Origin of the sequence: Streptomyces griseomycini, assembly GCF_014203535.1 — a bacterium.
Taxonomy (GTDB): Bacteria; Actinomycetota; Actinomycetes; order Streptomycetales; family Streptomycetaceae; genus Streptomyces; species Streptomyces griseomycini.
The window spans coordinates 142,382-165,779 of the sequence record NZ_JACHJI010000004.1 but is presented as its reverse complement, the minus strand read 5'-3'; the positions used below and the strand labels follow the sequence as shown (position 1 = coordinate 165,779).

At 70.5% G+C, this 23,398-nt stretch carries 17 protein-coding genes and 2 pseudogenes; 10 read left to right on the top strand and 9 right to left on the bottom strand.

Features of this window, described 5'->3' with window-relative positions:
- Nucleotides 1-93: 93 nt before the first annotated feature.
- Together FHS37_RS12650 and FHS37_RS12645 are read left to right on the top strand one after the other, a co-directional pair.
- The gene (locus FHS37_RS12650) at nucleotides 94-1,212 is read left to right on the top strand and encodes a LacI family DNA-binding transcriptional regulator (protein ID WP_184820311.1); all 1,119 of its coding nucleotides are present in this window, start codon (nucleotides 94-96) and stop codon (nucleotides 1,210-1,212) included.
- 264 nt (nucleotides 1,213-1,476) lie between these two features.
- On the top strand, nucleotides 1,477-3,171 hold the full coding sequence (locus FHS37_RS12645; protein WP_184820309.1) for a BCCT family transporter: 1,695 nt from the start codon (nucleotides 1,477-1,479) through the stop codon (nucleotides 3,169-3,171).
- Between the two features lie 222 nt (nucleotides 3,172-3,393).
- Here FHS37_RS12645 and FHS37_RS12640 read toward each other — a convergent pair whose 3' ends face one another.
- Nucleotides 3,394-4,281, bottom strand: coding sequence for a septum formation family protein (locus FHS37_RS12640; RefSeq protein ID WP_184820308.1), 888 nt, complete (start codon nucleotides 4,279-4,281; stop codon nucleotides 3,394-3,396).
- 308 nt (nucleotides 4,282-4,589) lie between these two features.
- On the opposite strand from FHS37_RS12640, the gene FHS37_RS12635 reads away from it, so the two are divergent.
- Nucleotides 4,590-5,054, top strand: coding sequence for a DUF3885 domain-containing protein (locus tag FHS37_RS12635; protein ID WP_229889937.1), 465 nt, complete (start codon nucleotides 4,590-4,592; stop codon nucleotides 5,052-5,054).
- Nucleotides 5,055-5,578: 524 nt separating this feature from the next.
- Here the strand turns inward: FHS37_RS12635 and xynA are convergent.
- The 4 genes and pseudogenes from xynA to FHS37_RS39275 all read right to left on the bottom strand — a co-directional run bounded on the left by xynA (nucleotide 5,579) and on the right by FHS37_RS39275 (nucleotide 10,646).
- Nucleotides 5,579-6,304, bottom strand: a complete 726-nt coding sequence (gene xynA / locus FHS37_RS12630) for an endo-1,4-beta-xylanase XynA (protein ID WP_184820303.1) — start codon at nucleotides 6,302-6,304, stop codon at nucleotides 5,579-5,581.
- Between the two features lie 477 nt (nucleotides 6,305-6,781).
- A pseudogene (locus FHS37_RS12625) lies at nucleotides 6,782-7,678 on the bottom strand (sensor histidine kinase); the annotation flags it as partial.
- Nucleotides 7,679-8,415: 737 nt separating this feature from the next.
- Complete coding sequence (locus FHS37_RS12620; protein ID WP_184820301.1) at nucleotides 8,416-10,101, bottom strand: ribonuclease J; 1,686 nt, start codon at nucleotides 10,099-10,101, stop codon at nucleotides 8,416-8,418.
- Between the two features lie 176 nt (nucleotides 10,102-10,277).
- Nucleotides 10,278-10,646 carry a MerR family transcriptional regulator gene (locus FHS37_RS39275; protein ID WP_245005490.1) on the bottom strand — a complete coding sequence of 123 codons (369 nt, stop codon included), beginning with the start codon at nucleotides 10,644-10,646 and terminating at the stop codon, nucleotides 10,278-10,280.
- 36 nt (nucleotides 10,647-10,682) lie between these two features.
- Here FHS37_RS39275 and FHS37_RS12615 point away from each other — a divergent pair, with 36 nt between their 5' ends.
- The gene (locus FHS37_RS12615) at nucleotides 10,683-11,042 is read left to right on the top strand and encodes a hypothetical protein (RefSeq protein WP_184820299.1); all 360 of its coding nucleotides are present in this window, start codon (nucleotides 10,683-10,685) and stop codon (nucleotides 11,040-11,042) included.
- Nucleotides 11,043-11,694: 652 nt separating this feature from the next.
- On the opposite strand, the gene FHS37_RS12610 is transcribed toward FHS37_RS12615, so the two are convergent.
- Together FHS37_RS12610 and FHS37_RS12605 are read right to left on the bottom strand one after the other, a co-directional pair.
- Nucleotides 11,695-11,898, bottom strand: a complete 204-nt coding sequence (locus FHS37_RS12610) for a cold-shock protein (RefSeq protein WP_184820297.1) — start codon at nucleotides 11,896-11,898, stop codon at nucleotides 11,695-11,697.
- 1,512 nt (nucleotides 11,899-13,410) lie between these two features.
- Nucleotides 13,411-13,725: an erythromycin esterase family protein gene (locus FHS37_RS12605; RefSeq protein WP_229889938.1), complete on the bottom strand. Its 315-nt coding sequence runs from the start codon at nucleotides 13,723-13,725 to the stop codon at nucleotides 13,411-13,413.
- Nucleotides 13,726-14,317: 592 nt separating this feature from the next.
- On the opposite strand from FHS37_RS12605, the pseudogene FHS37_RS12595 reads away from it, so the two are divergent.
- The 6 genes and pseudogenes from FHS37_RS12595 to FHS37_RS41015 all read left to right on the top strand — a co-directional run.
- Nucleotides 14,318-14,614, top strand: a pseudogene (locus tag FHS37_RS12595) (transposase); the annotation flags it as partial.
- Nucleotides 14,615-15,036: 422 nt separating this feature from the next.
- Entirely contained in the window at nucleotides 15,037-17,238 is a 2,202-nt protein-coding gene (locus FHS37_RS12590) for a sensor histidine kinase (RefSeq protein ID WP_229889939.1), read from the top strand.
- Nucleotides 17,235-17,636, top strand: coding sequence for a roadblock/LC7 domain-containing protein (locus tag FHS37_RS12585; RefSeq protein ID WP_030826382.1), 402 nt, complete (start codon nucleotides 17,235-17,237; stop codon nucleotides 17,634-17,636). The genes FHS37_RS12590 and FHS37_RS12585 overlap by 4 nt, the downstream gene beginning before the upstream one ends.
- On the top strand, nucleotides 17,636-18,007 hold the full coding sequence (locus FHS37_RS12580; protein ID WP_184820293.1) for a DUF742 domain-containing protein: 372 nt from the start codon (nucleotides 17,636-17,638) through the stop codon (nucleotides 18,005-18,007). The genes FHS37_RS12585 and FHS37_RS12580 overlap by 1 nt, the downstream gene beginning before the upstream one ends.
- Nucleotides 17,994-18,584 carry a GTP-binding protein gene (locus tag FHS37_RS12575; RefSeq protein WP_184820291.1) on the top strand — a complete coding sequence of 197 codons (591 nt, stop codon included), beginning with the start codon at nucleotides 17,994-17,996 and terminating at the stop codon, nucleotides 18,582-18,584. The genes FHS37_RS12580 and FHS37_RS12575 overlap by 14 nt, the downstream gene beginning before the upstream one ends.
- A gap of 360 nt (nucleotides 18,585-18,944) precedes the next feature.
- A complete protein-coding gene (locus FHS37_RS41015; protein WP_364718098.1) occupies nucleotides 18,945-19,535 on the top strand; it encodes an integrase core domain-containing protein in 591 nt (196 codons plus the stop codon).
- Here the strand turns inward: FHS37_RS41015 and FHS37_RS12565 are convergent.
- Both FHS37_RS12565 and FHS37_RS12560 read right to left on the bottom strand, forming a co-directional pair.
- Nucleotides 19,504-20,832 carry a class I SAM-dependent RNA methyltransferase gene (locus FHS37_RS12565; protein ID WP_184820288.1) on the bottom strand — a complete coding sequence of 443 codons (1,329 nt, stop codon included), beginning with the start codon at nucleotides 20,830-20,832 and terminating at the stop codon, nucleotides 19,504-19,506. The two genes, FHS37_RS41015 and FHS37_RS12565, sit on opposite strands and share 32 nt — an antisense overlap.
- A gap of 68 nt (nucleotides 20,833-20,900) precedes the next feature.
- A complete protein-coding gene (locus tag FHS37_RS12560) occupies nucleotides 20,901-22,946 on the bottom strand; it encodes an APC family permease (RefSeq protein WP_184820286.1) in 2,046 nt (681 codons plus the stop codon).
- Nucleotides 22,947-23,398: the final 452 nt, after the last annotated feature.

The window sequence follows — 23,398 nt, the reverse complement described above, 5'->3', positions numbered from 1 at the left end:
TGTCGCACAGTTAAGGTCAGACTGGTTTTTGGGTCAATGGTCTTGCGGGCACTGACCCAAACCGTTATCGAGCACATGGCCTATCCTGCTGACATGCACGATGACGACGGGGTGAGACCGCGGGTGACGCTGGCCGAGGTGGCGAAAGAAGCCGGGGTCTCACTACCGACAGTTTCGAAGGTCCTGAACGGCCGGTCGGACGTCTCTCGTGCCACCCGGGCCAGGATCGAGCAACTCCTGGACACCCACGGCTACCGCCGCCGGAAGCCCGGCGCGCCGCGCTCCCCCCTCATCGAGCTCGTCTTCCACGAGCTGGACAGCGTCTGGGCGATGGAGATCGTCCGGGGCGTGGAGACCGTCGCCCAGGAGAACCAGGCGACCGTGGTGCTCACCAGGAGCGGCACCCGGCACGCCCCCGCGCCCGACTGGATCGAGGGCGTGCTGCGGCGCAGGCCGCTGGGCGTCGTGCTGGTCTTCTCCTCGCTCCCGGAGGAGGTGAAGCGGCGGCTCGCGGCGCAGGCCATCCCCTTCGTCATCATCGACCCGGCCGGGGACCCCGACCCCTACGTGCCGTCCGTGGGCTCCGCCAACTGGGCCGGCGGCCTCGCGGCCACGCGCCACCTCACCGACCACGGGCACGAGCGCATCGCGATCATCACCGGGCCCGAGGACATGCTGTGCTCCCTGGCCCGCCTCGACGGGTACCGCTCGGCCATGGCGATGGCGGGCCTGGCCATCGACCCGCGCCTCGTCCGCTTCGGCGACTTCCAGGTGCAGGGCGGCTTCGAGCACGCCATGGACCTGCTGGACGGCCCCGACCGGCCGACGGCGGTCTTCGCGGGCAGCGACCTCCAGGCGCTCGGCGTGCTGGAGGCGGCCCGGGTCAGGAACCTGCGGGTCCCCCAGGACCTCTCGGTCGTCGGCTACGACGACGTGCCGCTGGCCCAGTGGTCGAGCCCGCCGCTGACCACGGTCCACCAGCCGCTGCGCCAGATGGCCGAGGAGGCGACCCGCATGCTCCTGCGCCCGGACGACCCGGGCAAGGCGGCCCAGCGCATCGAACTGGCGACGCACCTCGTCGTGCGGCAGAGCACCGCGCCGCACGGAGGAGGGCCCGAGCTGCGGCCGGCGGACGTGGCCGCGGCGGTCGGTCCGGCGGCGGACGCCCTCTCCGGGGCGGGGCAGGGGCCTCGTGGGGGCGGAGGCGGCTGAACCCGTCCGGCCCCGTCGGCGGACTCCGCCCCGGCCCGGGGGCCGTCCGGCCGGTCCGGCCGGACCACGGCCGCCGTCGCGCTGGTCCGCCGGATCGCGCAGGAGGGCCGGGGGATCGCCGAGGCCGGCCCGACGGCACCCGCGACATCCGCCGCGGTGGCACGCACCCCCGCGTCCGCGGGGCGATCAGGGCGCGGGCAAGACCACGTGAGGGCGGCGTGCCACCCCTCATCACGGGGACGTTTCCCACCATAGTGGGACGTCATGAGCACGGAACCGAGCGAACGGCTCCATCCGGAGCCCCCTCCCGCCCCCTCCGCGGCCGACGGTCCCGACCGCGTCCTCGTCACCGTCGGGATGGCCGCCGTCACGGCCGTCGTCCTGTGGGCCTGGCTCGGCGAGGAGTCCTTCGACGGCGTCTCCTCCACGAGCCTGACGTGGGTCCTGAACAACTTCGGCTGGCTGTTCGTGGTCGCCGCGGACGTGTTCCTGGTCCTGTGCCTGGTGATCGCCTTCAGCCGGTTCGGCCGGATCAGGCTGGGCAGGGACGACTCCGAGCCGGAGTTCGGGAACCTCGCCTGGGTCGCGATGATGTTCAGCGCGGGCATGGGCATCGGCCTGATGTTCTACGGCGTCGGGGAGCCGCTCACGCACTACCTGGCGCCGCCCCCGGCGAGCGGCGTGCGCCCCGGGTCCGGCGCGGCGGCGCGCACCGCCCTGGAGTACTCGTTCTTCCACTGGACGCTCACCCCGTGGGCGATCTACGGGATCACGGGGCTCGCCCTGGCGTACACCGTGTTCCGCAAGGGCCGCAGCAACCGGATCAGCGCCGCGTTCGTGCCGCTCATCGGGGCCCGGCGGGCGGAGTCGTGGCAGGGCAGGGCGATCGACCTGCTCGCCGTCTTCGCCACCGTCTTCGGCACGGCGACGAGCCTGGGCCTGGGCGCGCTGCAGGTGGCCGAGGGGCTCGACCTCACGGCGGGGATCGGCGTCTCCCGGACCACGGAACTGGTCATCATCGCGGTCCTGTCGGCGGCGTTCGTCGCCTCGGCCTTCTCCGGTCTGCACCGGGGCATCAAGTGGCTGTCGACGCTGAACATCGTGCTCGTGGCGGCGGTGATGGTGTTCGTCTTCCTGTTCGGTCCGACCGTCTACGTCCTGGACACGATCCCGGCGGCCGTCGGCGGCTACCTGCAGAACCTGCTGCCCATGGCCTCGCGGACCGGCGCCTTCTCCGGCCACGCCTGGCTGGGCGCCTGGACGATCTTCTACTGGGCCTGGTGGCTGTCGTGGGCCCCGTTCGTGGGGACGTTCATCGCCCGCATCTCGCACGGCCGGACCGTCCGCGAGTTCCTCGTCGGCGTGCTGCTGGTGCCGAGCGGGGCGACCGTCGTCTGGTTCTGCGTGATGGGCGGCACGGCGCTCCGGCTGGAGTCGACCGGCCAGGCGGACCTCGCGGGCGCGGTGGCGGACGGCGCCGAGGCGTCGCTGTTCGCGATGCTGGACGCGCTGCCGATCGGCACGGTCACGTCGTTCGTCGCGATGGTCCTGGTGATGACCTACTTCATCACCAGCGCCGACTCCGCGTCGCTGGTGATGGGCTCCCTGACCAGCCGCGGGGCGCTGCACCCGCCGTCGTGGCTGGTCGTGCTGTGGGGCGTGCTGATGGCCGCGGTGGCTGCGGTGCTGCTGGTGGTGGGCGGGCTGGACTCGCTGCAGGCGGCGACGATCCTGGTGGCGCTGCCGTTCGTGGTCGTCATGCTGCTGCTGTGCTGGGCGCTGCTGAGGGAACTGCGGGAGGACCCGGGTGCGGGCCCGGCCCGGCACCACGCCCTGCACGGGCTGCGGGACGTGGTGCGGACGATGGTCGGCGACGTCGTCACGGAGCAGGGCCGGGCGCGCCACCACCGGCTGCGGCGGGCGGCGAGGTCCCGCTCGGAGTCGGACGACGCACCCTGACGCACCGGCGCGGCCGGGTCCACGGAGCGCCGCCGTGGACCCGGCCGCGGTGTGCCGGTGCGCGCCGGTTCACGCCTGCGTGTCCGTGTGCCGGGACGCGCCCGCGTGCCGGGGCTGCGGGATGTCCGGCATCGGGGTCGACGTGCGTCCGCGCCGTGGAGAGCGCCACCAGGAAGCGGGGCCGGGTCCTCGCCGGACACGGCCCCGCCGGCCGACGGTGCGTCAGCCCGCCCAGACCTCGGCCTCGTCGGCCGGGACGGTGGTGGCCAGGCCCAGTTCCTTGCGGGCGGCGACCGACTTGTTCGGGTCGATGTCGGTGAACGCCGGGTCGTAGGCGGTGTAGAACGCGTCGGCGTCGGCGGCGTTCGCGGCCTTCTTCCAGTTCCCGGCCGCCTTCGTCAGCGTCGCGCGGAGCTTGCCGACCTCGGTGCCCCCGATGCCGTCCAGGCCCTCGACGTGCGCGTCGAGGGCGGCCGCGACGGCCTTGGCCTGCGCCTTGTAGCCGGCCAGGTCGTCCTCGACGGTTTCCTTCTCGGGCTGGTTCGCCCACAGGGCCTCGTAGACCGCGTTCGAACCCTCGAGGTACGTGGTCTGCTCGGGCTCGAGGGACTTCGCGGTGTCCATCGAGCCCTTGAACGTGCCCTTCTCCGCGGTGTAGGTGCAGCTCACCGCGCGGTCACCCGTCGCCCAGCTCTCCTTGGTCGGGGTGTAGTAGAAGAGGGCGACGCCCTCGGGGAGCGCCCAGGTGTCCGGGGCGTACTTCTGCGCCTCGACCGGGCAGCGCTCGTCCGCGATCGCCGCGACCCCGTCGTCGCCGGGGTACTCCTTGCCCGCGTCGATCGCGAACTCGCCGACCACCTGGCCCTCGTGCGCCTCGTCGCAGGGCACGATCTCGACGGCGTACGCCTCCCCCTCGGCCTTGCCGTTCGGGTTGTAGCAGTCGCCGAGGTCCAGCGAGAACACGGAGCGCTGGCGAGCCACCTTCTTCGCGCCGTCCTTGGCGCTGTCGACGGCGTCGGAGACCTCCGAGCATCCCACCGCGCCGATCGCGAGCAGGGCGGCGACGACGGACATGCCGCGAAGGGAACGGTGCGGGGCACGGATGGCCATGACGTGTACATCCTCTTACGTGATCTTCATATGGGTCGCGCGCATCGTATGCCATTCCCGTGACCCGGTCGCACGGGGGCCCTCGCCCCGTCGCGGCGCACCGCCCGCCTTCCCGTCCGGCAGGAAATCGTTTCCCCCGGCGGGCGGTCGCCCGACATCATGGTCGTCGGCGGATCCATGGGCGAAAGGGCGGGTGCGGCGGGGTGTCCGGAGGCGGACCGGCGGCTTTGACGGAACTGTGGCAGCGGCGTTGGCCCCGTTGCCCTCCGGTCGGGCACCGGCTTCGGGGCCCCTACCGGGATGTCTGGGTGCGCTTTCACAGCCTGCCGGGGTCGAAGCGGTACGCGGAGGACGAGAGCGAGTACGCCGTTGTCCTGGAGCGTTACAACACCGTCCTCGACGAGCTGTTCGCCGGTGCGGACGTGTACGTGATCACTCCCGTGTGGGCGACCGAGGACGAGGTCGCGTCATTCCGACCCGGCACGGGGTACTGGCGGAGCCTGCTGGTGGAGGACGATCCCGACCCCGAGTACCGCACGTACTGCCACCTCTCCGTCGCCCGCCGGCCCTGGCGGCGGGGCTGCATCGACGAACTGCTCCGGGACGTCGCCGACGACAGGGTGGCGGGGGTCCTCATCACCGACACCCGGATGCAGCGCGTCCACCACCCCTACGACGGTGGCGCCGACGTCTTCCTGGCCACGTCCGAGGAACGGGACCGCATGCGCGATCGGCACGCCGACTGGCTCTCCGACCATCCGTCGGGCCTCTGACCGGACCGGATCACCGCCGGCTCACGCGCCCTCGGGTGATCGGGTGACGGAAGCGGAGCGGTGCCCGTCACACGGCGCCCCGGCCGCCTCCGCCGCGCCCGCGGAGGCGCGGCGGTGAGTCCCGGAATCCTCTGACGATCCGCCAGGGGGGCCGGGCACGCGTCGAGCGGGCGTCGATGCCGACGGCGAAGCGCCGGAGCCGCACGGGAGGAAGGGCGGCGAGCGGAGCCCGGGTCCGTGGGCGCATGACGACGGACCCCGAAGTTCGGCCCCGCTCCACCCCCCGCGCCCCTCACTCCCCGTGGTACGCGCGGTGCGGGTCGATGAGCTCGACGTCGCGACGCCGGTCAGCCGCCCCCGCTCTCCCCGGCCTCGTCCGCCCGGAACCCGAGCGTCGTGTGAGCGCCGGGAATCCTGAGGCGTGCGGAGAGTCGCTGTCCTCCAGGTCGCCCGTTCGCGACGACCACGGCTGCGGGACCCGCCAAGAGGGCGGATGCCGCAGCCGGTTGTCCGCCGGACAGAGGTCAGCCGCTGACCGTGATGTTCGAGCTTCCGCTGCTCTGGTAACCCTCGGTGGCCATGATCATGTAGTACCTGAACTGGCCCATGTTCATGCCCGCGCGCGCCCAGGCGTCGAAGTGGTTGCCGGTGGTGATGGTGCCGGAGCCGCTGGTCACCTTCGACTGCCGGACGCTCCAGTACTGGTCGAAGGTGCGGGTGCCCTCGACGGAGGGGGCGTTGTAGCGCGTCGTCTTGTAGATGTCGTACGTGCCGCCGTCGCTGCGGACGGTGCCCCTGTACTCGCCGGTGGGCCGGTAGCTGCCCCAGTTGTCGACGATGTAGTACTCCACCAGCGGGTTCGACGTCCAGCCGTAGAGGCAGCCGTAGCCGTTGCCCGACGGGTTGAAGTAGCCGGTGTAGCGGACCGTCCTGCGCCCGCCGGTGTTCCAGCCCTTGCCGGCGACGAAGTTGCCGCAGTTGGTCCACCGGGTGCTGTAGCTGCCGCCGCCGTTGAGCGTCATGGAGACGGAGCCGCCGCCGTCGGTCCAGAACGAGTAGTACATGCCGTCGTAGCCGGTCTGGTTGGTGGTGATGGTGGTGGCGGCGTGGGCGGTGCCGGGCAGCAGCAGCCCGGACGCGGTGGCGAGCGCGACGGTGCCGGCACCACCGAGGAAGCCTCGTCGGCTCAAGCCGCCGAAGGGAGCGGGGTTCTGCTTGATCTGGTCCTGCTGCGTGCCGTCCTGCTGCATGCGTCCTCCCGATGAAGGCTGGTGGGGGCCGGGCGGCTTCTGCCGCCCGCGGCCTTGCATGGAACACGGCGGGGGTCGCCCGTCGTCGTGCCGCAACGACCGACCGCCGCCCCGGCCGCATGACGCGGGGGAACGACGGCCTCCTGTCGTTCGGTGGCCACAGTTTTCGTAAGACGCCATGAGCCTGTCAACAGTTTCGACATCCTTTCGGAAACACTCCCTTCACCAGAAGGGGTCCCGACGAGTACACCTTCGCTGGTCAAGCCGCCTCTCACACGAACCGCCGTGAGGGATGGGGTGGGGCGAGGAAGAGGCGTGACGCAAGCATGTGCACAGTATTCGAAACTTTCGAACGGACGTGGACGCGGCTGCGGCGGCTCACCACTGGACACGACTGCGCGCGAGCGGCCCGGCCCGGGTCACCGCGCACGACGTCGAGCGCCGGCGGCGCACGGGAGCGGACAGTGCCCTCAGCCGTCAGCCGTCCTGCGGCGCCCCGCCGGCCGGCAGCCGGAGCGTGAACACCGAGCCGGTGCCGGGTTCGCCGCTCGCCCCGGCCGTACCACCGTGCGCGGTCAGCAGGTGCCGGACGATGGGCAGGCCGAGGCCGCTGCCGCCGGTGCGGCGGCTGCGGGACTTCTCCGACCGCCAGAACCGGTCGAAGACGTGGGGCAGTTCGTCGGGGGCGATGCCGGTGCCGGTGTCGGTGACGTCCAGCACCACCTCGTCGCCGTCGCGGCGCGCCGCCAGCGTGACCGTGCCGCCCGGTGGGGTGGGGCGCAGGGTGACACCGGCCGCGTCGGCGGCGACGCGGTGGGCGGCGGCGACCTGGCCGAGGAGTTCGTCGGCGCGGACCGGTTCCCGGTGCAGTCGCAGGGTGCCGGCGTCGGCGTCGGCGAGGTCCTGGAGACCGTCGATGACGCGCTGGAGGACGACCGCCTCCTCGCGCAGGGAGGCGAGCAGGGCCGGCTCGGGTGGCACGACCCCGTCGCGGGTGACCTCCAGCCAGCCGCGGATATTGGTCAGAGGGCTGCGCAGCTCGTGCGCGATGTCGCTGACCATCGCCCTGCGCTGGGCCTCCCACCGGGCGCGGCGCTCGGTGGGCTCGTCGAAGGCCGCGGCGAGGATGCCGACCTCGTCGCGGGTGGTGACGGGCACCCGGACATGCCGGTCCGGCGGCTGCCGGGCGGCCTCGGTCAGTGCGCGCAGCGGCCGGACCAGCCGGGTGGCGACGGCCGCTGTCACCACCACCGTGACGGCGAGCACCAGACCGGCGGCGACGGCGACCTCGGTCCGGTTCGCCGGGGACAGGTCGAAGCGCACGGCGGGCCGGTCCCCGACGCCCAGGTACAGGTCGGCGGCCGGGGCGACATGCTTCGACCAGGTCTCGGACCCGAGTCCGGGCAGTTGCCGGGGGGCCGCGTCGAGCGTGATGTCGGGTGCGGGCGACTGCTGCCGCGGCGTCTCGGCGGCGGGCCGGCGGTCTCGGTTCCGCATCCGGCGACCAGGAAGGCGGCGATCAGGAGAGCGGTGACCCGGGGGTTCGGCGTGATCACGCGTCGACCTTGACGGACACTTGTCTGGAACCCGTCAGCGGCGCGGGGGAAGGACCGGCCGTGAGCGTCCGTGTCCGCCGCGTGGACGAGTGGCCCGAGGCGCTCGGCCCCGTCGGCTCAAGGATCGCCACGCACTCCACGTGGTGCGTCATCGGAAACAGGTCACCAGGTATGGGGGCGGGAGGATCTACGGGTCACATGGCGTTTTCCTGCCTCGGGCAGGAGCTGTGAGAGGCCTGATCGTCAAATGAGCGTCACGACCGGCGGACGCTCTCTCCTCCTCCGGCCGGTGCACCAGGCTGTGCGTGCTTCTGCTCCCCGTGGCCGTCGTGTCGCTGCTCGGGCGGCAGGTCAGCTGTCGGAGGGACTGCGAGATGCCCGGCGCAGCGCTCCCGCCACCGGGCCGCCCCGGACGGAACCCGGGCGAACCCGGGCCCCGTTCGTACGGGCCGACCCGGTGGGCCGGTGATGAGGCCGGACATCAGCAACGACTCGTCGCCGAGTTTCACCCCGCGCACGTCTGCGTCCGGCCCTGGGCGCCTGCCGGGCCGTGGCTCAGGCGTCGATGATGACGGGGATGATGAGGGGTTTGCGGCGGTGGGTGCGGAACGCCCAGTTCGCCACGGCACGGGCGATGAGTTGTTCGAGCTGGCGCGCGTCCCCGACGCCTTCCTCGGCCGCGGTGGCCAGGGTCTTCTCGATGACGGGGACGACCGGTTCGAAGGTGGTGTCGTCGTGGACGAAACCGCGGGCCAGGAAGTCGGGGGCCTCGGCGAGGGCGCCGGTGTCCGCGTCGACGATCGCCACCACCGTGACGACGCCTTCCTCCGCGAGGGTGAGGCGGTCCTTGAGGGACGCCTCGGTGGCGCCGCCGACTTCCATGCCGTCCACGTAGACGTTGCCGGCGGGGACCTTGCCGGTGATGGACGCGCGCCCGTCGACGAGGTCGACGACGACGCCGTCCTCGGCGATGACGACCCGGTCGGGGTCGACGCCGGTACGGATGGCGAGGTCGGCGTTGGCCCGCAGGTGGCGCCATTCGCCGTGCACCGGCATGACGTTGCGGGGCTTGACGATGTTGTAGCAGTAGACGAGCTCGCCGGCGCTGGCGTGCCCGGAGACGTGCACCTTGGCGTTGCCCTTGTGGACCACGTGGGCGCCCCACCGGGTGAGCCCGTTGATCACCCGGTAGATGGCGTTCTCGTTGCCGGGGATGAGGGAGCTGGCGAGCAGGACGGTGTCGCCCTTGCCGATGCGGATCATGTGGTCGCGGTTGGCCATCCGCGACAGCGCGGCCATCGGCTCGCCCTGGGAGCCGGTGCACACCAGGGTGACCTTGTGGTCCGGGAGCTTCTCCAGCTCCTTCGTGCTCACGACCAGACCGGAGGGGACCTTCAGATAGCCCAGGTCACGGGCGATGCCCATGTTGCGGACCATCGACCGGCCGACGAAGGCGACCTTGCGGCCGTACTGGTGGGCGGCGTCCAGGACCTGCTGGATGCGGTGCACGTGGCTGGCGAAGCTGGAGACGATGACCCGGCGTGGAGCGGTCCGCATCACCTGCTCGATCGCCGGGTTCAGCTCACGCTCGGAGGTGGTGAAGCCGGGCACTTCGGCGTTGGTGGAGTCGGTGAGGAACAGGTCCACGCCCTCCTCGCCGAGACGGGCGAAGGCGCGCAGGTCGGTGATGCGGTCGTCGAGGGGGAACTGGTCCATCTTGAAGTCGCCGGTGTGCAGCACCATCCCGGCGCCGGTGCGGATCGCGACCGCGAGGCTGTCCGGGATGGAGTGGTTGACCGCCACGAACTCGCAGTCGAAGGGCCCGAAGCCGCGCCGGTCGCCCTCCCGCACCCGCACCGTGCGCGGCCGGATCCCGTGTTCCTTGAGCTTGGCCTCCAGGAACGCCAGCGTCAGCTTGGAGCCGACGACGGGAATGTCGGACCGCTCGCGCAGCAGGTACGGCACACCGCCGATGTGGTCCTCGTGGCCATGGGTGAGGACCACGGCCACGATGTCGTCCAGCCGGTCCCGGATCGAGGTGAAGTCCGGCAGGATCACGTCGACGCCGGGCTGGGTCTCCTCGGGGAACAGCACGCCGCAGTCGACGATGAGCAGCTTGCCGGCGTGCTCGAAGACGGTCATGTTGCGGCCGATCTCACCGAGGCCCCCCAGGGCGATGACCCGCAGCCCTCCTTCGGGAAGGGGCGGGGCGGCTTTCAGCTCGGGGTGCGGATGACTCATACCCTGACGGTACCCGGAGAGGGGGCCGGGATGATCCATCGCCTGCGTGATCTCTTCTTCCCGGCGGAGCGGGGCACCGGCAGCGGCTGCTCCGGGACGATCGGACGACACCGGCGGCCGGACAGGAGGGGGCGGGGCGGTACCGCCTTCCTCCGATACCGGCGGGCCCGCTCACCTCAGGCTGCGGTCGACGGACCGGGCGATCCGCCGGTGCGGCGGTATTCGGCGTTGATGCGCTGGGCTTCTCCGAGCTGGTCTTCGAGGATGACGATCCGGCACGCGGCCTCGATCGGGGTGCCCTGGTCGACGAGCTCACGCGCGCGGGCCGCGATGCGCAGTCGGTGACGGGAGCAGCGGCGATGACCGCCCCCGGAGCGCAGGGGTGTGATCAGTCGCGCTTCGCCGATGGCGCGGAGGAAGCCAGCCGACCCGTGCCTCGGGGCACACCCCTGGCCCGCTGCCGCCGCATGCGCACCCCCTGACCTGTGGCGCGGGTACCAGGGGAGCCGTGTGCGCCCGCCTCGCCCGGTCGCGTCACCACCCAAGCCGCCCGAGGGGGCCGGTGCATAGAATCCGATCCCATGCCGAAGCCTGACGAGTTGCTCGTTGCGATAGCCGCCCTCGTGGAGTCCGGGCAGAGCAATCAGATGTCCCTGAGCGTGGTCACCAGTGGTGCTGTCATCACCGGTCGGCTGGCTCCGGAAGCCATGTGGAGACAGAGGGTGTCTGAGGTGCTGACGGACTCCGCCGAACTGGGCGGTTTCTCCGCCGTCTTCGACACCCCCGCGCGGAGGGGCGGGCCGCCCACGCATCTGCATTTCCACGTCGCCCGGATCCTGCAGGGTGCGGTGGGGATCCCGGAGACAGGCGGGATGTACCGCGTCGCGATCGAGGACGTCAGTGCCTGGACCGTGGGCGACTTCAGCTACTCCGACCACTGATCCGCCGGCCCACGGCACACAGTGAGGTCCCACCGGCGTGCCGGTGGGACCTCACTGCTCTGTTCGGCTCACACCTGTCCGTGGGTCAGGCGGGCAGGGGGAGTGCCGAGCGTTGCGGGAGCCAGCTCGTACGGGCCGGCCGGGGGCATGGATGCGGCGGTGGGGCGGGCCGGCGGCCGGAACCACCGGAACGGCTCGGCCCGCCGGAGCGGCTCCCGGCCGATGAACCGAATCGGCTGCCGCCCCCGCCGGAGTCGGTACCGCCGTCACGGGTGCGGGCGAAGCGGTCGTTCGTGCGTGTGCGCTTCATGCGGAACCTTCCTCGATGCGGCATGCGCCAAGGAATTCCCGCAGCGATGAGCAGCACAGAGAATTGCAAGAATGGACCGACGGAATGCGAGAGTGAATCCGGACGACGGAAAATCCGCGCAGGCACAGGCGTTGGAATGAATGCGCGAAGCGGACGCGATGTTCGAGCGCCCGCCGCGGCCATGGAGGGACGCGTGCACCCCTGAAGGACGCTCCGTATACGGTGAGCCTACGGGTCTCCCGGCTGTCGTCCGCAGGCCAAACCACTGCGGGAAAACGCGAGCAGCTGGGGCCCGCATCCCGAAGGACGCGGGCCCCAGCTGCAAGTACGCGACAGTCGGCGTCAGGCGAGAACGATGTTCTCGGCCATCGGCCCCTTCTGGCCCTGCGCGATGTCGAAGGTCACCTTCTGGCCCTCGATCAGCTCACGGAAGCCCTGGGCGGCAATGTTCGAGTAGTGGGCGAACACGTCAGCGCCGCCACCGTCCTGCTCGATGAAGCCGAAGCCCTTTTCCGCGTTGAACCACTTGACGGTACCAGTAGCCATGTCTTTTCTCCTTCGGGGCAGTGCATCGGCGCCCGCACTGCACGGACACCGTGTCGCCGCGATGATCACTCCGTCCGGAAAAAGACCGGATATACAAAAGCACTTCCAGCGGCACAGGAGCCGGCCGGAGGCACTTGAAGTTTCGGGAACCACAACTGCAACTGAGATCGACAGTAGCACGCCGCAGCGGCCGGTATGCGGTAACAAATTCCACTCTGTTTATGCGGCAGAGAATCTGTCTGCCTGTTCCGTTGAAATCTCAGCTCGCGGGCACAGATATTGCCCCAGCCGGAGCGTAACGCTCCGTGGAGCCTCGGGGGCGCGCCCAGCGTAAGAGCCGCTCCCCGAGGGATGGTGCGGGCGTGGAGACCAGGGTGGCACCGGCAAGCGTCACGGCCCGTTTCCGGCGCACGCGCAGGAGCGGTCCTGTCGAGGACCATCGGGGACACGAGGAAATGGACCGGCTGGTGGATCAGTACCTGCCCCTGGACGACCTCCACCCGCGGAGCGCGTCCTGAAGCAGGTGGTGTGGCTGGACTTCAGCCGTGCCTTCGCGGAAGAGACGGTGCCGTGGCCCGCCGTACGAGCCCCGGTCCCGGACGGCGGTACGACAGACCGCCCCGGCGCGTCCGCATCCCGTCATCCCCCCGGCGGCCTCCCGGGAACGCCCTGCCGGGTGTACCCCTGAGCGACGCTCTGGGCACCGGCAGCCCGCCTCACGACGCAGAAGGTGATCGCGGCCCGGCCGGGATGCTCGCTACCGCTTTCGTGGCCGTCGCGGCACAGCGCCCCGAGCGGAACCGAGCGCCCGGAACCGTGTTCCTTGCCGGAGCCGCGTCGATCATCGCCGGAGTGCTGCTCTCGACGCGTCTGACCGCCGTCGCCGTCGCGCAGGTTCCGTCGGTACGCCTGGGCAGCGGGGCAAGCGGTGAAGGGGCCTCGTCAGCGCTCTGATCGGAGAGCACCGCCTCGGCGACGCCGCACCCGGGGCCCGGAGTCTCTCATCAGCGTGGCCGGCCCTGGTCCGGTCGCCGCCCGGCTCGACGCACGAACCGCACGGTCCCCCCTTCGTCCACGACCTGACACGCCACCGGAGCGAGCGTCACATCAGCGTCAGAACCGCCTGACGCGAGCCCTGCGAAGACCGGGAGCACCACGCGTCCGCCTTCCCGTCACTGATCGAAGCCGCAGGTCAGGGGCGTACGCCCGGCACCCGACCTGCTTCACGTCACGCGCCCACCAAAACATGTCGACGCGACCGGCCCGGATCCTGGGAGATCAGGGAAACAGCAGGTCAGATCCCCTTTGCAGCGGGCTCCAAAATAGCCACGCACTCCACGTGGTGCGTCATCGAAAAGGTGTCGAATAGGCCGGAGCCCGAAGAACGGCAGGTCAGAGCCACCTTCTCGGCTCACCACCCTGCTCGCTGACGTCGAGAGCGTCAGACGAGCGTCACGAAGAACCTCACCCTCTGCCGCGACGTACTCGCCATTAGTCCCTCGTGGAGAGCGATCAGCGGCACTCCACGCGGCGGACGTGGGCTTGTGCAGCGTGGGGCCCTCTTGTCGAGCAGTGGGACGCGGTGACCCGGTCCCCGTACCTGCCCTTCGCGAGGTGGCCGTTGTGCGCCCAGACCATGACCCGGGACGTCGGGCCGTCGTCCATGAGGCGGGCGACGGCGTCGGCCATGGCACGGTCGCGGACGGTGAAAGCGCTCCCCTCACCCGCGGACCGGTCGAGCGAACGGGTCACGAGGTCGGCGGCGCGGACCGGGATCCGAGCGTGCTCGACGATGTCGTCCTCCGGTCCGCCTTCAAGCGCGCCCACGAGATCGTCCTAGCCCGTGTGATCGCGGACGCCGCCGAGGCGGCGGGCCTGCCCGAGCCGGACCCGACGATCCTCGTCAACCTGAGCAAGGCGGGGGGTTCCCTGCGCCCGGAGCGAGCTCGCCGCGTCGCTCGGCTGGGACCGCACACGCATCTCCCACCAGCTCACCCGCACGGGCAAGCGCCAACTCGTCACCCGCGAACGCGCCGGCGGTGTCACCCTCACCGACACCGGACGCCAGGCCATCACCACCGTGCACCCCGGCCTGGACGCCGCGGTACGCCGCCACTTCACCGACAAGCTCTCCGCACAGGAGATCGAGACACGGAGTTCCGTCCTCCGCCGGCTGTAGCCGCCGGAACACGATGCCGACAAGCCGCCGGGTCGCGCGATCACCAGCCCTTGACCAGGTGGCCCTGCCCCCTCTGCCCGACTTGGTACACGTCAGCGAGTACGCGCACGACGCGGCCCACTGCTTCCGTGAACCCAGCACTCCCGGACCAGGGGTCCGGGTCGCCGAGGACCACGTGACCCCGAACCTCCACGGCCGCGCCGGCCGGGCCGCCACCGGCACGACCGCCCGGGCCGACCGCGCGGCTACGACAGCACCAAGTTCCGTGTATGGGTAGCCCAGCCTGGGTTCACGGCCGAGATCGCCCGCGAGGGCGTGCCGGCCCCGATCCAGGCCGGCAAGCGCTGGGTGATCGAGCGCACCCACTCGTGGATGAACGACTGCCGCACGCTCCGGCGCTGCACCGAGAAGAGCGGTGAGGCCGTGGACTTCTGCCTTCGCCCCGTCGCCGCTCTCGTCACGCTCCGCATGCCCATCCGACGATCGACGAGCCGCTACCGCTCGGATGGCCGGCCCATCATCCGACGCCTCAAGTGACCCATTTGCCGGTCGGTCCAAGACGTGCGGCCGGGAGAACGGGTTGCCCTGTCCGCACGAGCACGCCTGCGCCCAGGCGTCAGGTGAACGCCAACGCCCGATGTGCAATGCTTCGTCGCCTCTACCACATGCAACCAACGGAAGCCATCTCTCCGTTTCTCCGGCGTGGCTGGTTATGATCGGTACTTCACGTCGCGTCAGAGCCGAACCGGACTTCCCCAGTCCTGAACCCAGGACTGCGTCCGGTCTCGGCGGTCGGGTCGTCCCCCTGGTTCCCCGCTCTCCGAGGACTGATGTCTCCCATAGAACCCGAAGGCACACGAGGGCAGCCGGCGACTCGTCGGCGGCGTACTCTGCGCCTGCGTACGCTGCTCATTTGGCTGGCAATCGTCCCTATTCTGGCGATGAGTGTCCAAGTGGTCATGACCGCACAGCCGCTGGTACACCAGTCAAAGCAACTACGCGCTGATGTGGCAGTCGGTGAGCGGACCGATGTACCCCTGACCAGGCTGATGGTCGAACTGCAGGCTGAGCGGAGGATGACCGCCACACGGTGGGCGAGCGGCTCCGTGTCCGAGAAAGAGCTGCGCGAGCAGCGCGCGGCCACGGACCGGGCCGCGAACGAGTTTCGCCGGGCGGCGGACGGAGCTCTGGCGGCGACCGGGCGCGAGGACGATCACTACGTCGCGGAGCTGAAGCACGGCCTCGCGGATCTGGCCGCGTTCCGCGAGCGCGCGGACGCCCGCAGCGGGGACGCGGATCGGACGATCGGCTACTACTCCGACCTCGTCGACCACATCATCCGGGTGTACCAGAACGAGTTCAGCCATGCGGAAGACCCCGAGCTCATCCAGGAGAGCGGCCTGGTCGTCACGGTGTTCACGGTGTCCGAGATGGTGGCGCGCGAGACCACCATCCTCGCCATGGCCGGGCCGTCCAGGCGTCTGAGCCCTTCCGGGTTCGCCGAATTCGTCAACTCCGTCGGATCCCAGCGGTACCAGTACGACGAGTGGGTCGCGCCGTACCTGACGGCCGAGGACAAAGCGGCCTACGACCAGGTCTTCGCCTCGGACGGCTGGAAGACGAAGGTCCGTATCGAGGACGCGGTCATCTCCGACCACCAGAACACCGCGTCCGGCATCGAGCTGCCCAAGGAAGCTGACGCCTGGCAGGCCGCGTATGACGAGTTCGCGCCGCGCCTTGCCGCGCTCGACGCGAAACAGGGGCGAGCACTGCTCGTGCACGCCGACGCCAAGGCCACGCAGTTGGAGAACGAGGTCATCTGGCTGATCGTCGGAAACGGCGCAGCCGTCTTTGCCGTCGCGGCCGTCATCGTGCTCACCACGCGCTCCGTGCTCCGCCGCCTGCGCGGTCTGCACCAACGTACGGTGGCCATCGCTGAGGACACGCTGCCGGATGTCGTTGCCCGGCTCCAGCGCGGGCAGCCCGTCGACGACGATGCGCTGCCCGCGGTGAGCGGAGACCGGGACGAGGTCGGACGTATCAGCGACGCGTTCGCCCGGGTCGTCTCCGTATCCGTCGACGGGCATGCGCGGCTCGCGGCCGAGCGTCAGGGTTTCGGTATGTTCGCCGCGGGCATCGCCTCGCGCACCGGAAACCTGGTCAGCCGCCAGTTGGCCCTCACCGACGAACTGCAGGACGCCTTCGGGCACGACGAGGAGCTTCTCGCCCGGTTGATGCGATCCGACCAGTTGACGGTGGGTATGCGGCGGCAGATCGAGAACCTGCTCATCCTGGCAGGTGGGGAGATCCCCGATCCGCACACCGAGCCCATGCGCGTCGCCGACCTGCTGCGCGAAGCCGCCGCGGAAGTCGAGGACTTCCGGCGGATCGAGCGCCAGTCCCTGGACGAGATCAGCGTGGCACCGCGGGTGATCAGCGAGATCAGCCACCTCCTGGCAGAACTCCTGGACAACGCCACCCGGTTCTCCCCGCCGCAGTCGAAGGTGGTCATCCGTGCCGAACTGGTGACGGACGGACTGTTGGTCGAGATCGAGGACCGCGGGCCTCGGGTGACCGCCGCAACCTACGAGGAGATGAACGGGCGTCTGCACTCGGCCCCGCCGTATTCCGTCCTGGCGGAGAACGCGCACCGGCTCGGACTCTTCGTGGTCGGCCACATCGCCGAACAGCTCGGGGCCACAGTGACGCTGCGCCGCTCGGTATACGGGGGGACGTCGGCCGTGGTGATCCTTCCCGAGGAACTCCTTGTGCCGACCGAACCGGTCCGGGCGGGAAAGGAAGCGCCGCGCGCGGCGGCGACGCCCGCCCCGGCACCGGGCCCGCTCGACGAACGCAAGCCCGAGCTGGTCCTGCACGCGAAGACCGGGGCGGCCGGCCGTAGGACGCCGGAGCGCTCGCCCGAGCGGCCGGTGAGGAGTAGGACGCCGGTCCCTTCCGCGACACGGGACGGTGACGCGAAGCCGGCCCTCCCCGAGCGGATCCCGCAGGCTCACATCGCCGAGCAGCTCCGCGCGCCGCACGCACCGGAGACCGGCGTCCATCAGGATGCGGCGACACCCGAAGAAGTGGCCGACGCCTGGGCGGACTACGAACACGGGACTCAGACAGTGGAAGAAGAACTCCGACAGGATCAGCCATGACGACAACGAACGACATGATCTACAGCGTCCTGGACAACAACCTGAGCAGGATCGCCGGCATCCAGGGAGCCGTGCTCCTGTCCAACGACGGGATCAAGCTCAGCTCGTACGAGCTGGAACGGGACCAGGCGGAGCGCATAGCCGCCGCGTCCTCCGGCATCGCCTCCACGATGAAGGCGATATCCAGGGAGGTCGACGGCGGCCGGGTGATCCGCCAGCTGGTCGAGATGGACGACTGCTATCTCTGCATCGTCGGGTGCGGGGAGGGCAGCACGCTCATCGTGGTGACCTCCCGCAAGGCGCGGCTGGGGGAGCTGGGCGGTGAAGCCGTGCGCACCGCCCAGGCGCTCGGTGAGTGGCTGAGCACGCCTGATCGCGGCCAGGCGCAGCCGTCGTAATGGCGGACGAGCCCAGGCCGCGAGAGGGAGGCCACCGCCGGACGCGGCTGTACGCGCTGACCGATGGACGTACGGCGGCTGCACACACCGCCCTCACCATGGACACCACGATCACGGCGGTGGCCGTCGCGGACGGCCACGGCGGCCTGCCCAGCGAGTGGCAGGCCATCCTCGCGATGTGCTCGCCTCCGGGCGGCCTGGCGGTCGCCGAGATCGCGGCGCGCATGCACATCCGCCTCACTCCCATGATGCTTCTTCTCGGCGAACTCGCGGATCGGGGGCTGATCGAGCACCGGCCACCCCTGGAAGGGGCCGAGACCACCAATGTCCACCTGCTCATGAGAATCAGGGACAACCTTGCCTGGATATGACACCCCAGCTCAGGAAGCGGACCCCGTCAAAATCCTCATCGCTGGGGGATTCGGCGTCGGCAAGACGACCCTGATCGGGACGGTCTCCGAGATCGAGCCGTTGCGCACCGAGGAGCGGCTGACGAGCGCGGGCCTCGGCGTCGATGACCTCGACGGCATCGAGTCCAAGGCGGTTACCACCGTCGCGATGGACTTCGGCCGCATCACCCTCACCGACGCACAGGTCGTGCTCTACCTGTTCGGCACACCTGGCCAGGAGCGTTTCTGGTTCATGTGGGACGACCTGCTGAACGGGGCACTCGGGGCGATCGTCCTTGTCGACACACGACGCCTCGACCGCAGTTTCCCGGCCGTCGACTTCTTCGAGAACCGCGGGCTTCCGTTCGTGGTCGCCGCGAACTGTTTCCACGGCGAACAGCCCTACACCGCCGAGGAGATCAGGGCGGCACTGCATCTGCGTGACCCGAACACACCCATCCACTTGCTCGATGCCCGCTCCCGTGACGACGCGCGCGGTGTGCTGCTCTTGCTTCTGGACATGCTCATCGCCAAAGCCGGGGGCGCGGCGACCGGCTGACTTCGGCCTGCCACGTGGTGGCGTGGAGGTTCACGCCCGCGACCGTGGACCCGGTCCAGGCCGCCGCCGCGTCGGCCGTCGAGGAATGCCGGCCGGTACCAGCCATCGTCCTCGTACTCGAACCAGCCGTCGTCGAGGAACGCCTCTCGCGGCACGGCCCGGACTGAGCTGAGCCGGTTGTCGTAGCGGCCCTGAAGCCGGGCATGATTGATCCGGCGGATGGGAAGCACAGCTCTGATGCCTGCACCCCCGAAGTGCGCGCCGAGTCGACGGCCGTCCCGGCGACTTCATCGGTGACCGACCCGTCAACTCCGTCATCCGACCTGTGGGACGTCCCACAGCACACCTCTCTGATCAGGAGTGTTGCCACGACTGGTTGAACCCGGTCAATACGTGTCCATTCGCTACGGCGAGCGCCTGATCGAGGCCGACGCGACCGCGTCGGTCGGCTCTGTCGCCGACAGTGACGACAACGCGATGGCCGAGGCCCTCAACGGCTCCTTCAGAGCCGAGCCGATCGAGCACCGAGGGCCCTGGCGAGACGCTGACCAGGTCGAACGTGCCGTCGTCCGGTGGGTCGGCTGGTACAGCACCGAACGCCTGCACTCCGCCCTCGACTACCTCCCACCCGAAGAATTCGAGGCCCGGCACCACCGATCCCGGGCACCCGACCGACCCGCGCCATCCGGTCCCGGGACGGCCACCTCACACTTCGTCAGAAACAGCGTCGAACGAGCGTCAAGACATTTCCCGAACCCGTCCCTGACGGAGTTGAGCAGGGCGTTCCGGACTCACGCTCCCGCTGCGAACCCGCAGGTGAGCCACGTGGCGGCTACCTACAGCAGACTCCACGCGGTGAACTTCGGGAAACAGGTCGAGCACCACCGGCCACATCTGGAAAGCACAAGAAAGACACAGGTCAGAGCCCCTTTGCAGCGGGCTCCAAAATAGCCACGCACTCCACGTGGTGCGTCATCGGGAACAGGTCGAACACCCGCAGCGTCCGCACCCGGTACCCCCCGTCCCGGAAGTACCCGAGGTCCCGCGCCAGTGCCGCCGGGTCGCACGCCACGTACGCGATCCGGCGCGCGCCCAGCGACGACAGGTGCTCCACCGTCTTGCGGCCCGCGCCCGCGCGCGGCGGGTCCAGGACGACGAGGTCGACCTCCGTGATGCCCGTGCGGGGCAGGACGGACTCGACCTTGCCCTGTTCGATGCGGACGCGGGGGAAGTCCGCGAGGTTGTGCCGGGCGTCCTCGACGGCCCGCTTGCCGGACTCGATGCCGAGGACCGCGCCCTGCTCGCCGACCCGGTCGGCCAGGGCGCCCGCGAACAGGCCGACGCCGCAGTACAGGTCGAGGGCCATGTCGCCCTTGCGGGGCAGCAGGCCCTGCATCACCGCGGTGACCAGGGTGTCGGCGGCCTTCGGGTGGACCTGCCAGAAGCCGCCGCCGCCGACCCGGTGGGTGCGGCCGTCCGCGCGTTCGCGGACGAAGGGGCGGCCGTGGACGCGGTGGACCTGGCCGGAGCGCTCGTCGACGCGCAGGACCGAGACCGGCCGGTCGAGTTCGACCAGGGGCAGGCGGGCGCCCGGCTTCGGGGTCAGGACGACCTGGCGGTCCTGCGAGCCCGTCGCCGCGATCGCCTCGACGGAGTCCATGCCCGTCCAGTCCCGCTTCTCGATGCCGAGCTCGCTGACGCCCTCGGCGGCGATCATGCAGTGGTCGATCGGCTCGACCTCGTGCGAGCGGTGCCGGCGCAGTCCCGCGCGGCCGTCGGCGGTGACCGCGTACTGCACGCGCGTGCGCCACGCCGGGACCTGGCCCGCGGGGACCTTGTCGCCCTCGGCGGGCATCACCGTGCCGTCCCAGCCGGCCTCCTCGGGCGTGAGTCCGGCGAGGCGCTTCAGCTGCTCGGCGACGACCTCGCCCTTCAGGCGGCGCTGCGCTCCCGGCTTGGCGTGCTGCCAGTCGCAGCCGCCGCAGCGGCCGGGGCCGGCGAAGGGGCAGGGGGCGTCGATCCGGTCCTTGGAGGCCTCCAGCACCTCCACCGCGTCGGCGCGCAGGAAGCGGGCCCCCTCCTCGCCCTCGGTCACGCGTGCGACGACGCGTTCTCCGGGCAGCGCGTGCCGGACGAACAGCACCTGGCCGGCGGACGTACGGGCGATGCAGTGGCCGCCGTGGGCGACGGGGCCGACCTCGACCTCGTACTCCTCCCCCACCAGTGATTTCCTCGGTTCTGCCTGCATGGCGGGGTGACTCCACAACATCGTCGGCGGGTGAGCGGGCCGTGGCCCGTGGACAACAGCCCACCAGTCTACTTCTGCGCGGAGGGCTCCTTCGCCCGCTCCGCCGGACCGCGCCGCACCGAACCGGGCGCGTTCCACTCCTGCCGCTTGCGGGCGCGCTTCTTGGCCGCCTCCGACGACTGGAGCTGGTACGGCACCGAGGTCACCATCACGCCCGGCGTGAACAGCAGCCGGCCCTTGAGCCGCAGCGCGCTCTGGTTGTGCAGCAGGTGCTCGTACCAGTGGCCGACCACGTACTCGGGGATGATGACGGAGACGACGTCGCGCGGCGACTCCTTGCGCAGGTTCTTCACGTAGTCGATGACCGGCCGCGTGACCTCCCGGTACGGGGAGTCGAGCACCTTCAGGGGGACGTCGATGCCGCGTCGCTCCCACTCCGCGTGCAGTGCCCTGGTGTCCGCCGGGTCCACGTTGACGCTGAGCGCCTCGAGGGTGTCCGAGCGCATCAGCTTGGCGTAGGCGAGCGCCCGCAGCGTGGGGCGGTGGATCTTGGAGACCAGGACGACCGAGTGGACGCGGGAGGGCCGCGCCACGTCGTCGCCCGGGGTCTCCGGGGCCGCGATCTCCTCGGCGACGCGGTCGTAGTGCCTGCGGATCGCCGTCATCGTCGCGTAGAAGATGCACATGCCGAGCAGCGCCACCCAGGCACCGTGGGTGAACTTGGTGACGAGCACGACGACCAGCACCAGGCCGGTGAAGAAGGCACCGAAGGTGTTGATGGCCCGGGAACGGATCATGTGCCGGCGCCTGGCCCGGTCGTTCTCGGTGGCCAGCAGGCGGTTCCAGTGCCGGACCATGCCGGTCTGGCTGAGCGTGAAGGACACGAACACGCCGACGATGTAGAGCTGGATCAGCCGCGTGGAGTCGGCGCCGTAGATCCACACCAGCAGCGCGGCGGCACCCGCGAGCAGCACGATGCCGTTGGAGAAGGCGAGGCGGTCGCCGCGGGTGTGCAGCTGACGGGGGAGGTAGCGGTCCTGGGCGAGGATCGAGCCGAGCAGCGGGAAGCCGTTGTAGGCGGTGTTCGCGGCGAGGAACAGCACCAGCGCGGTGGCGGCGGCGAGGATCAGGAACAGGAAGCTGCCGTGGCCGAAGACGGCCTCGGCGACCTGGGAGATCACCGGGTGCTGCACGTAGTCCGCGCCGAGCGGGACGCCGTCGTGGACCAGGTCCTTGGCCGGGTTCTCGGCCATGCGGACGTCGGTCGCCATGGCGAGCCCGATGATGCCGCAGAACATGGTGACGGCGAGCAGGCCCATCAGGAAGAGCGTGGTCGCCGCGTTCCGCGACTTGGGCTTGCGGAAGGCGGGGACGCCGTTGGAGATCGCCTCGACGCCGGTGAGCGCGGCGCAGCCGGAGGAGAAGGCCCGCAGCAGGAGGAAGACCAGGGCGAAGCCCGCCAGGCCGGGGTGTTCGGGTTTGATCTCGTAGTCCGCCGTCGGTGCCCGCATCTCGTCGCCGAGCACCACGGTGCGGAACGCCCCCCAGGCGATCATGGTGAAGACGCCCGCGACGAAGACGTACGTCGGGACCGCGAAGAGCGTGCCCGACTCCTTGACCCCGCGCAGGTTCATCAGCGTCAGCAGCACGATCACACCGATCGCGCAGGCCACCTTGTGCTCGACGACGAACGGGATCGCCGAGCCCAGGTTCTCGATGCCGGAGGAGATCGACACGGCGACCGTGAGGACGTAGTCGACGAGCAGGGCGCTCGCGACGGTCAGGCCGGCCTTGGGGCCGAGGTTGGTGGTGGCCACCTCGTAGTCGCCGCCGCCGCTGGGGTAGGCGTGCACGTTCTGCCGGTAGGAGGCGACCACGGTGAACATCAGCACGACGACCGCGGCGGCGATCCAGGGACTGAAGTGGTACGCCGACAGGCCCGCGATGGACAGGACCAGCAGCACCTCGCCGGGCGCGTACGCCACGGAGGACAGCGGGTCGGAGGCGAAGACGGGGAGTGCGACGCGCTTCGGCAGGAGCGTTTCGCCCAGCCGGTCACTGCGCAGTGCGCGCCCGATCAGAATTCGTTTGGGCACGTCGGTCAGTTTGGACACAACAGAGGATCGTAGGCCTTCGAACAGGGAGCGGCCCGGCCGCCACCCCACATCCATACGGCATCCATACGACCTCTGCTCTCCGGGTGAAATCACCGGATGGTCGAACCGCGGGTTCGGCAGGTCGGGGCGCTTCCATGCCTATATGACTGAGCCCCGTCCATGACTGAGCCCCGTCCGTACGGCCGGGCCCCGTCCGTCGCCGCTCCGTGGAGGTTCCATGCACGCGACCGCAGAACTGATCGGCGCCGCGGCCGCCCTCGTCGGTCTCGGGTTCCTCACGCTGGCGAGCGTGCGGAGCATCGCGCGTCGCTGACCGCACGCCCCCCGCGGCGCCTCCCTCGCGTCTCCCGAGCCCGCTCGTCCGTCCGGGTGCCGGGCGCCTCCGCGCGGTGCGGATACGTTGGACTCGGGCGGGTGGACGCGGCAGCCGGGCCCCGGGGGGAACCGGA

Bases quoted from the DNA above. Each gene is read 5' to 3' on its own strand.
- FHS37_RS12650 (WP_184820311.1), top strand. From the start codon at position 94: ATGCACGATGACGACGGGGTGAGACCGCGGGTGACGCTGGCCGAGGTG.
- FHS37_RS12645 (WP_184820309.1), top strand. From the start codon at position 1,477: ATGAGCACGGAACCGAGCGAACGGCTCCATCCGGAGCCCCCTCCCGCC.
- FHS37_RS12640 (WP_184820308.1), bottom strand. From the start codon at position 4,281: ATGGCCATCCGTGCCCCGCACCGTTCCCTTCGCGGCATGTCCGTCGTC.
- xynA (WP_184820303.1), bottom strand. From the start codon at position 6,304: ATGCAGCAGGACGGCACGCAGCAGGACCAGATCAAGCAGAACCCCGCT.
- FHS37_RS12620 (WP_184820301.1), bottom strand. From the start codon at position 10,101: ATGAGTCATCCGCACCCCGAGCTGAAAGCCGCCCCGCCCCTTCCCGAA.
- FHS37_RS12615 (WP_184820299.1), top strand. From the start codon at position 10,683: ATGCCGAAGCCTGACGAGTTGCTCGTTGCGATAGCCGCCCTCGTGGAG.
- FHS37_RS12610 (WP_184820297.1), bottom strand. From the start codon at position 11,898: ATGGCTACTGGTACCGTCAAGTGGTTCAACGCGGAAAAGGGCTTCGGC.
- FHS37_RS12590 (WP_229889939.1), top strand. From the start codon at position 15,037: ATGACCGCACAGCCGCTGGTACACCAGTCAAAGCAACTACGCGCTGAT.
- FHS37_RS12585 (WP_030826382.1), top strand. From the start codon at position 17,235: ATGACGACAACGAACGACATGATCTACAGCGTCCTGGACAACAACCTG.
- FHS37_RS12580 (WP_184820293.1), top strand. From the start codon at position 17,636: ATGGCGGACGAGCCCAGGCCGCGAGAGGGAGGCCACCGCCGGACGCGG.
- FHS37_RS12565 (WP_184820288.1), bottom strand. From the start codon at position 20,832: ATGCAGGCAGAACCGAGGAAATCACTGGTGGGGGAGGAGTACGAGGTC.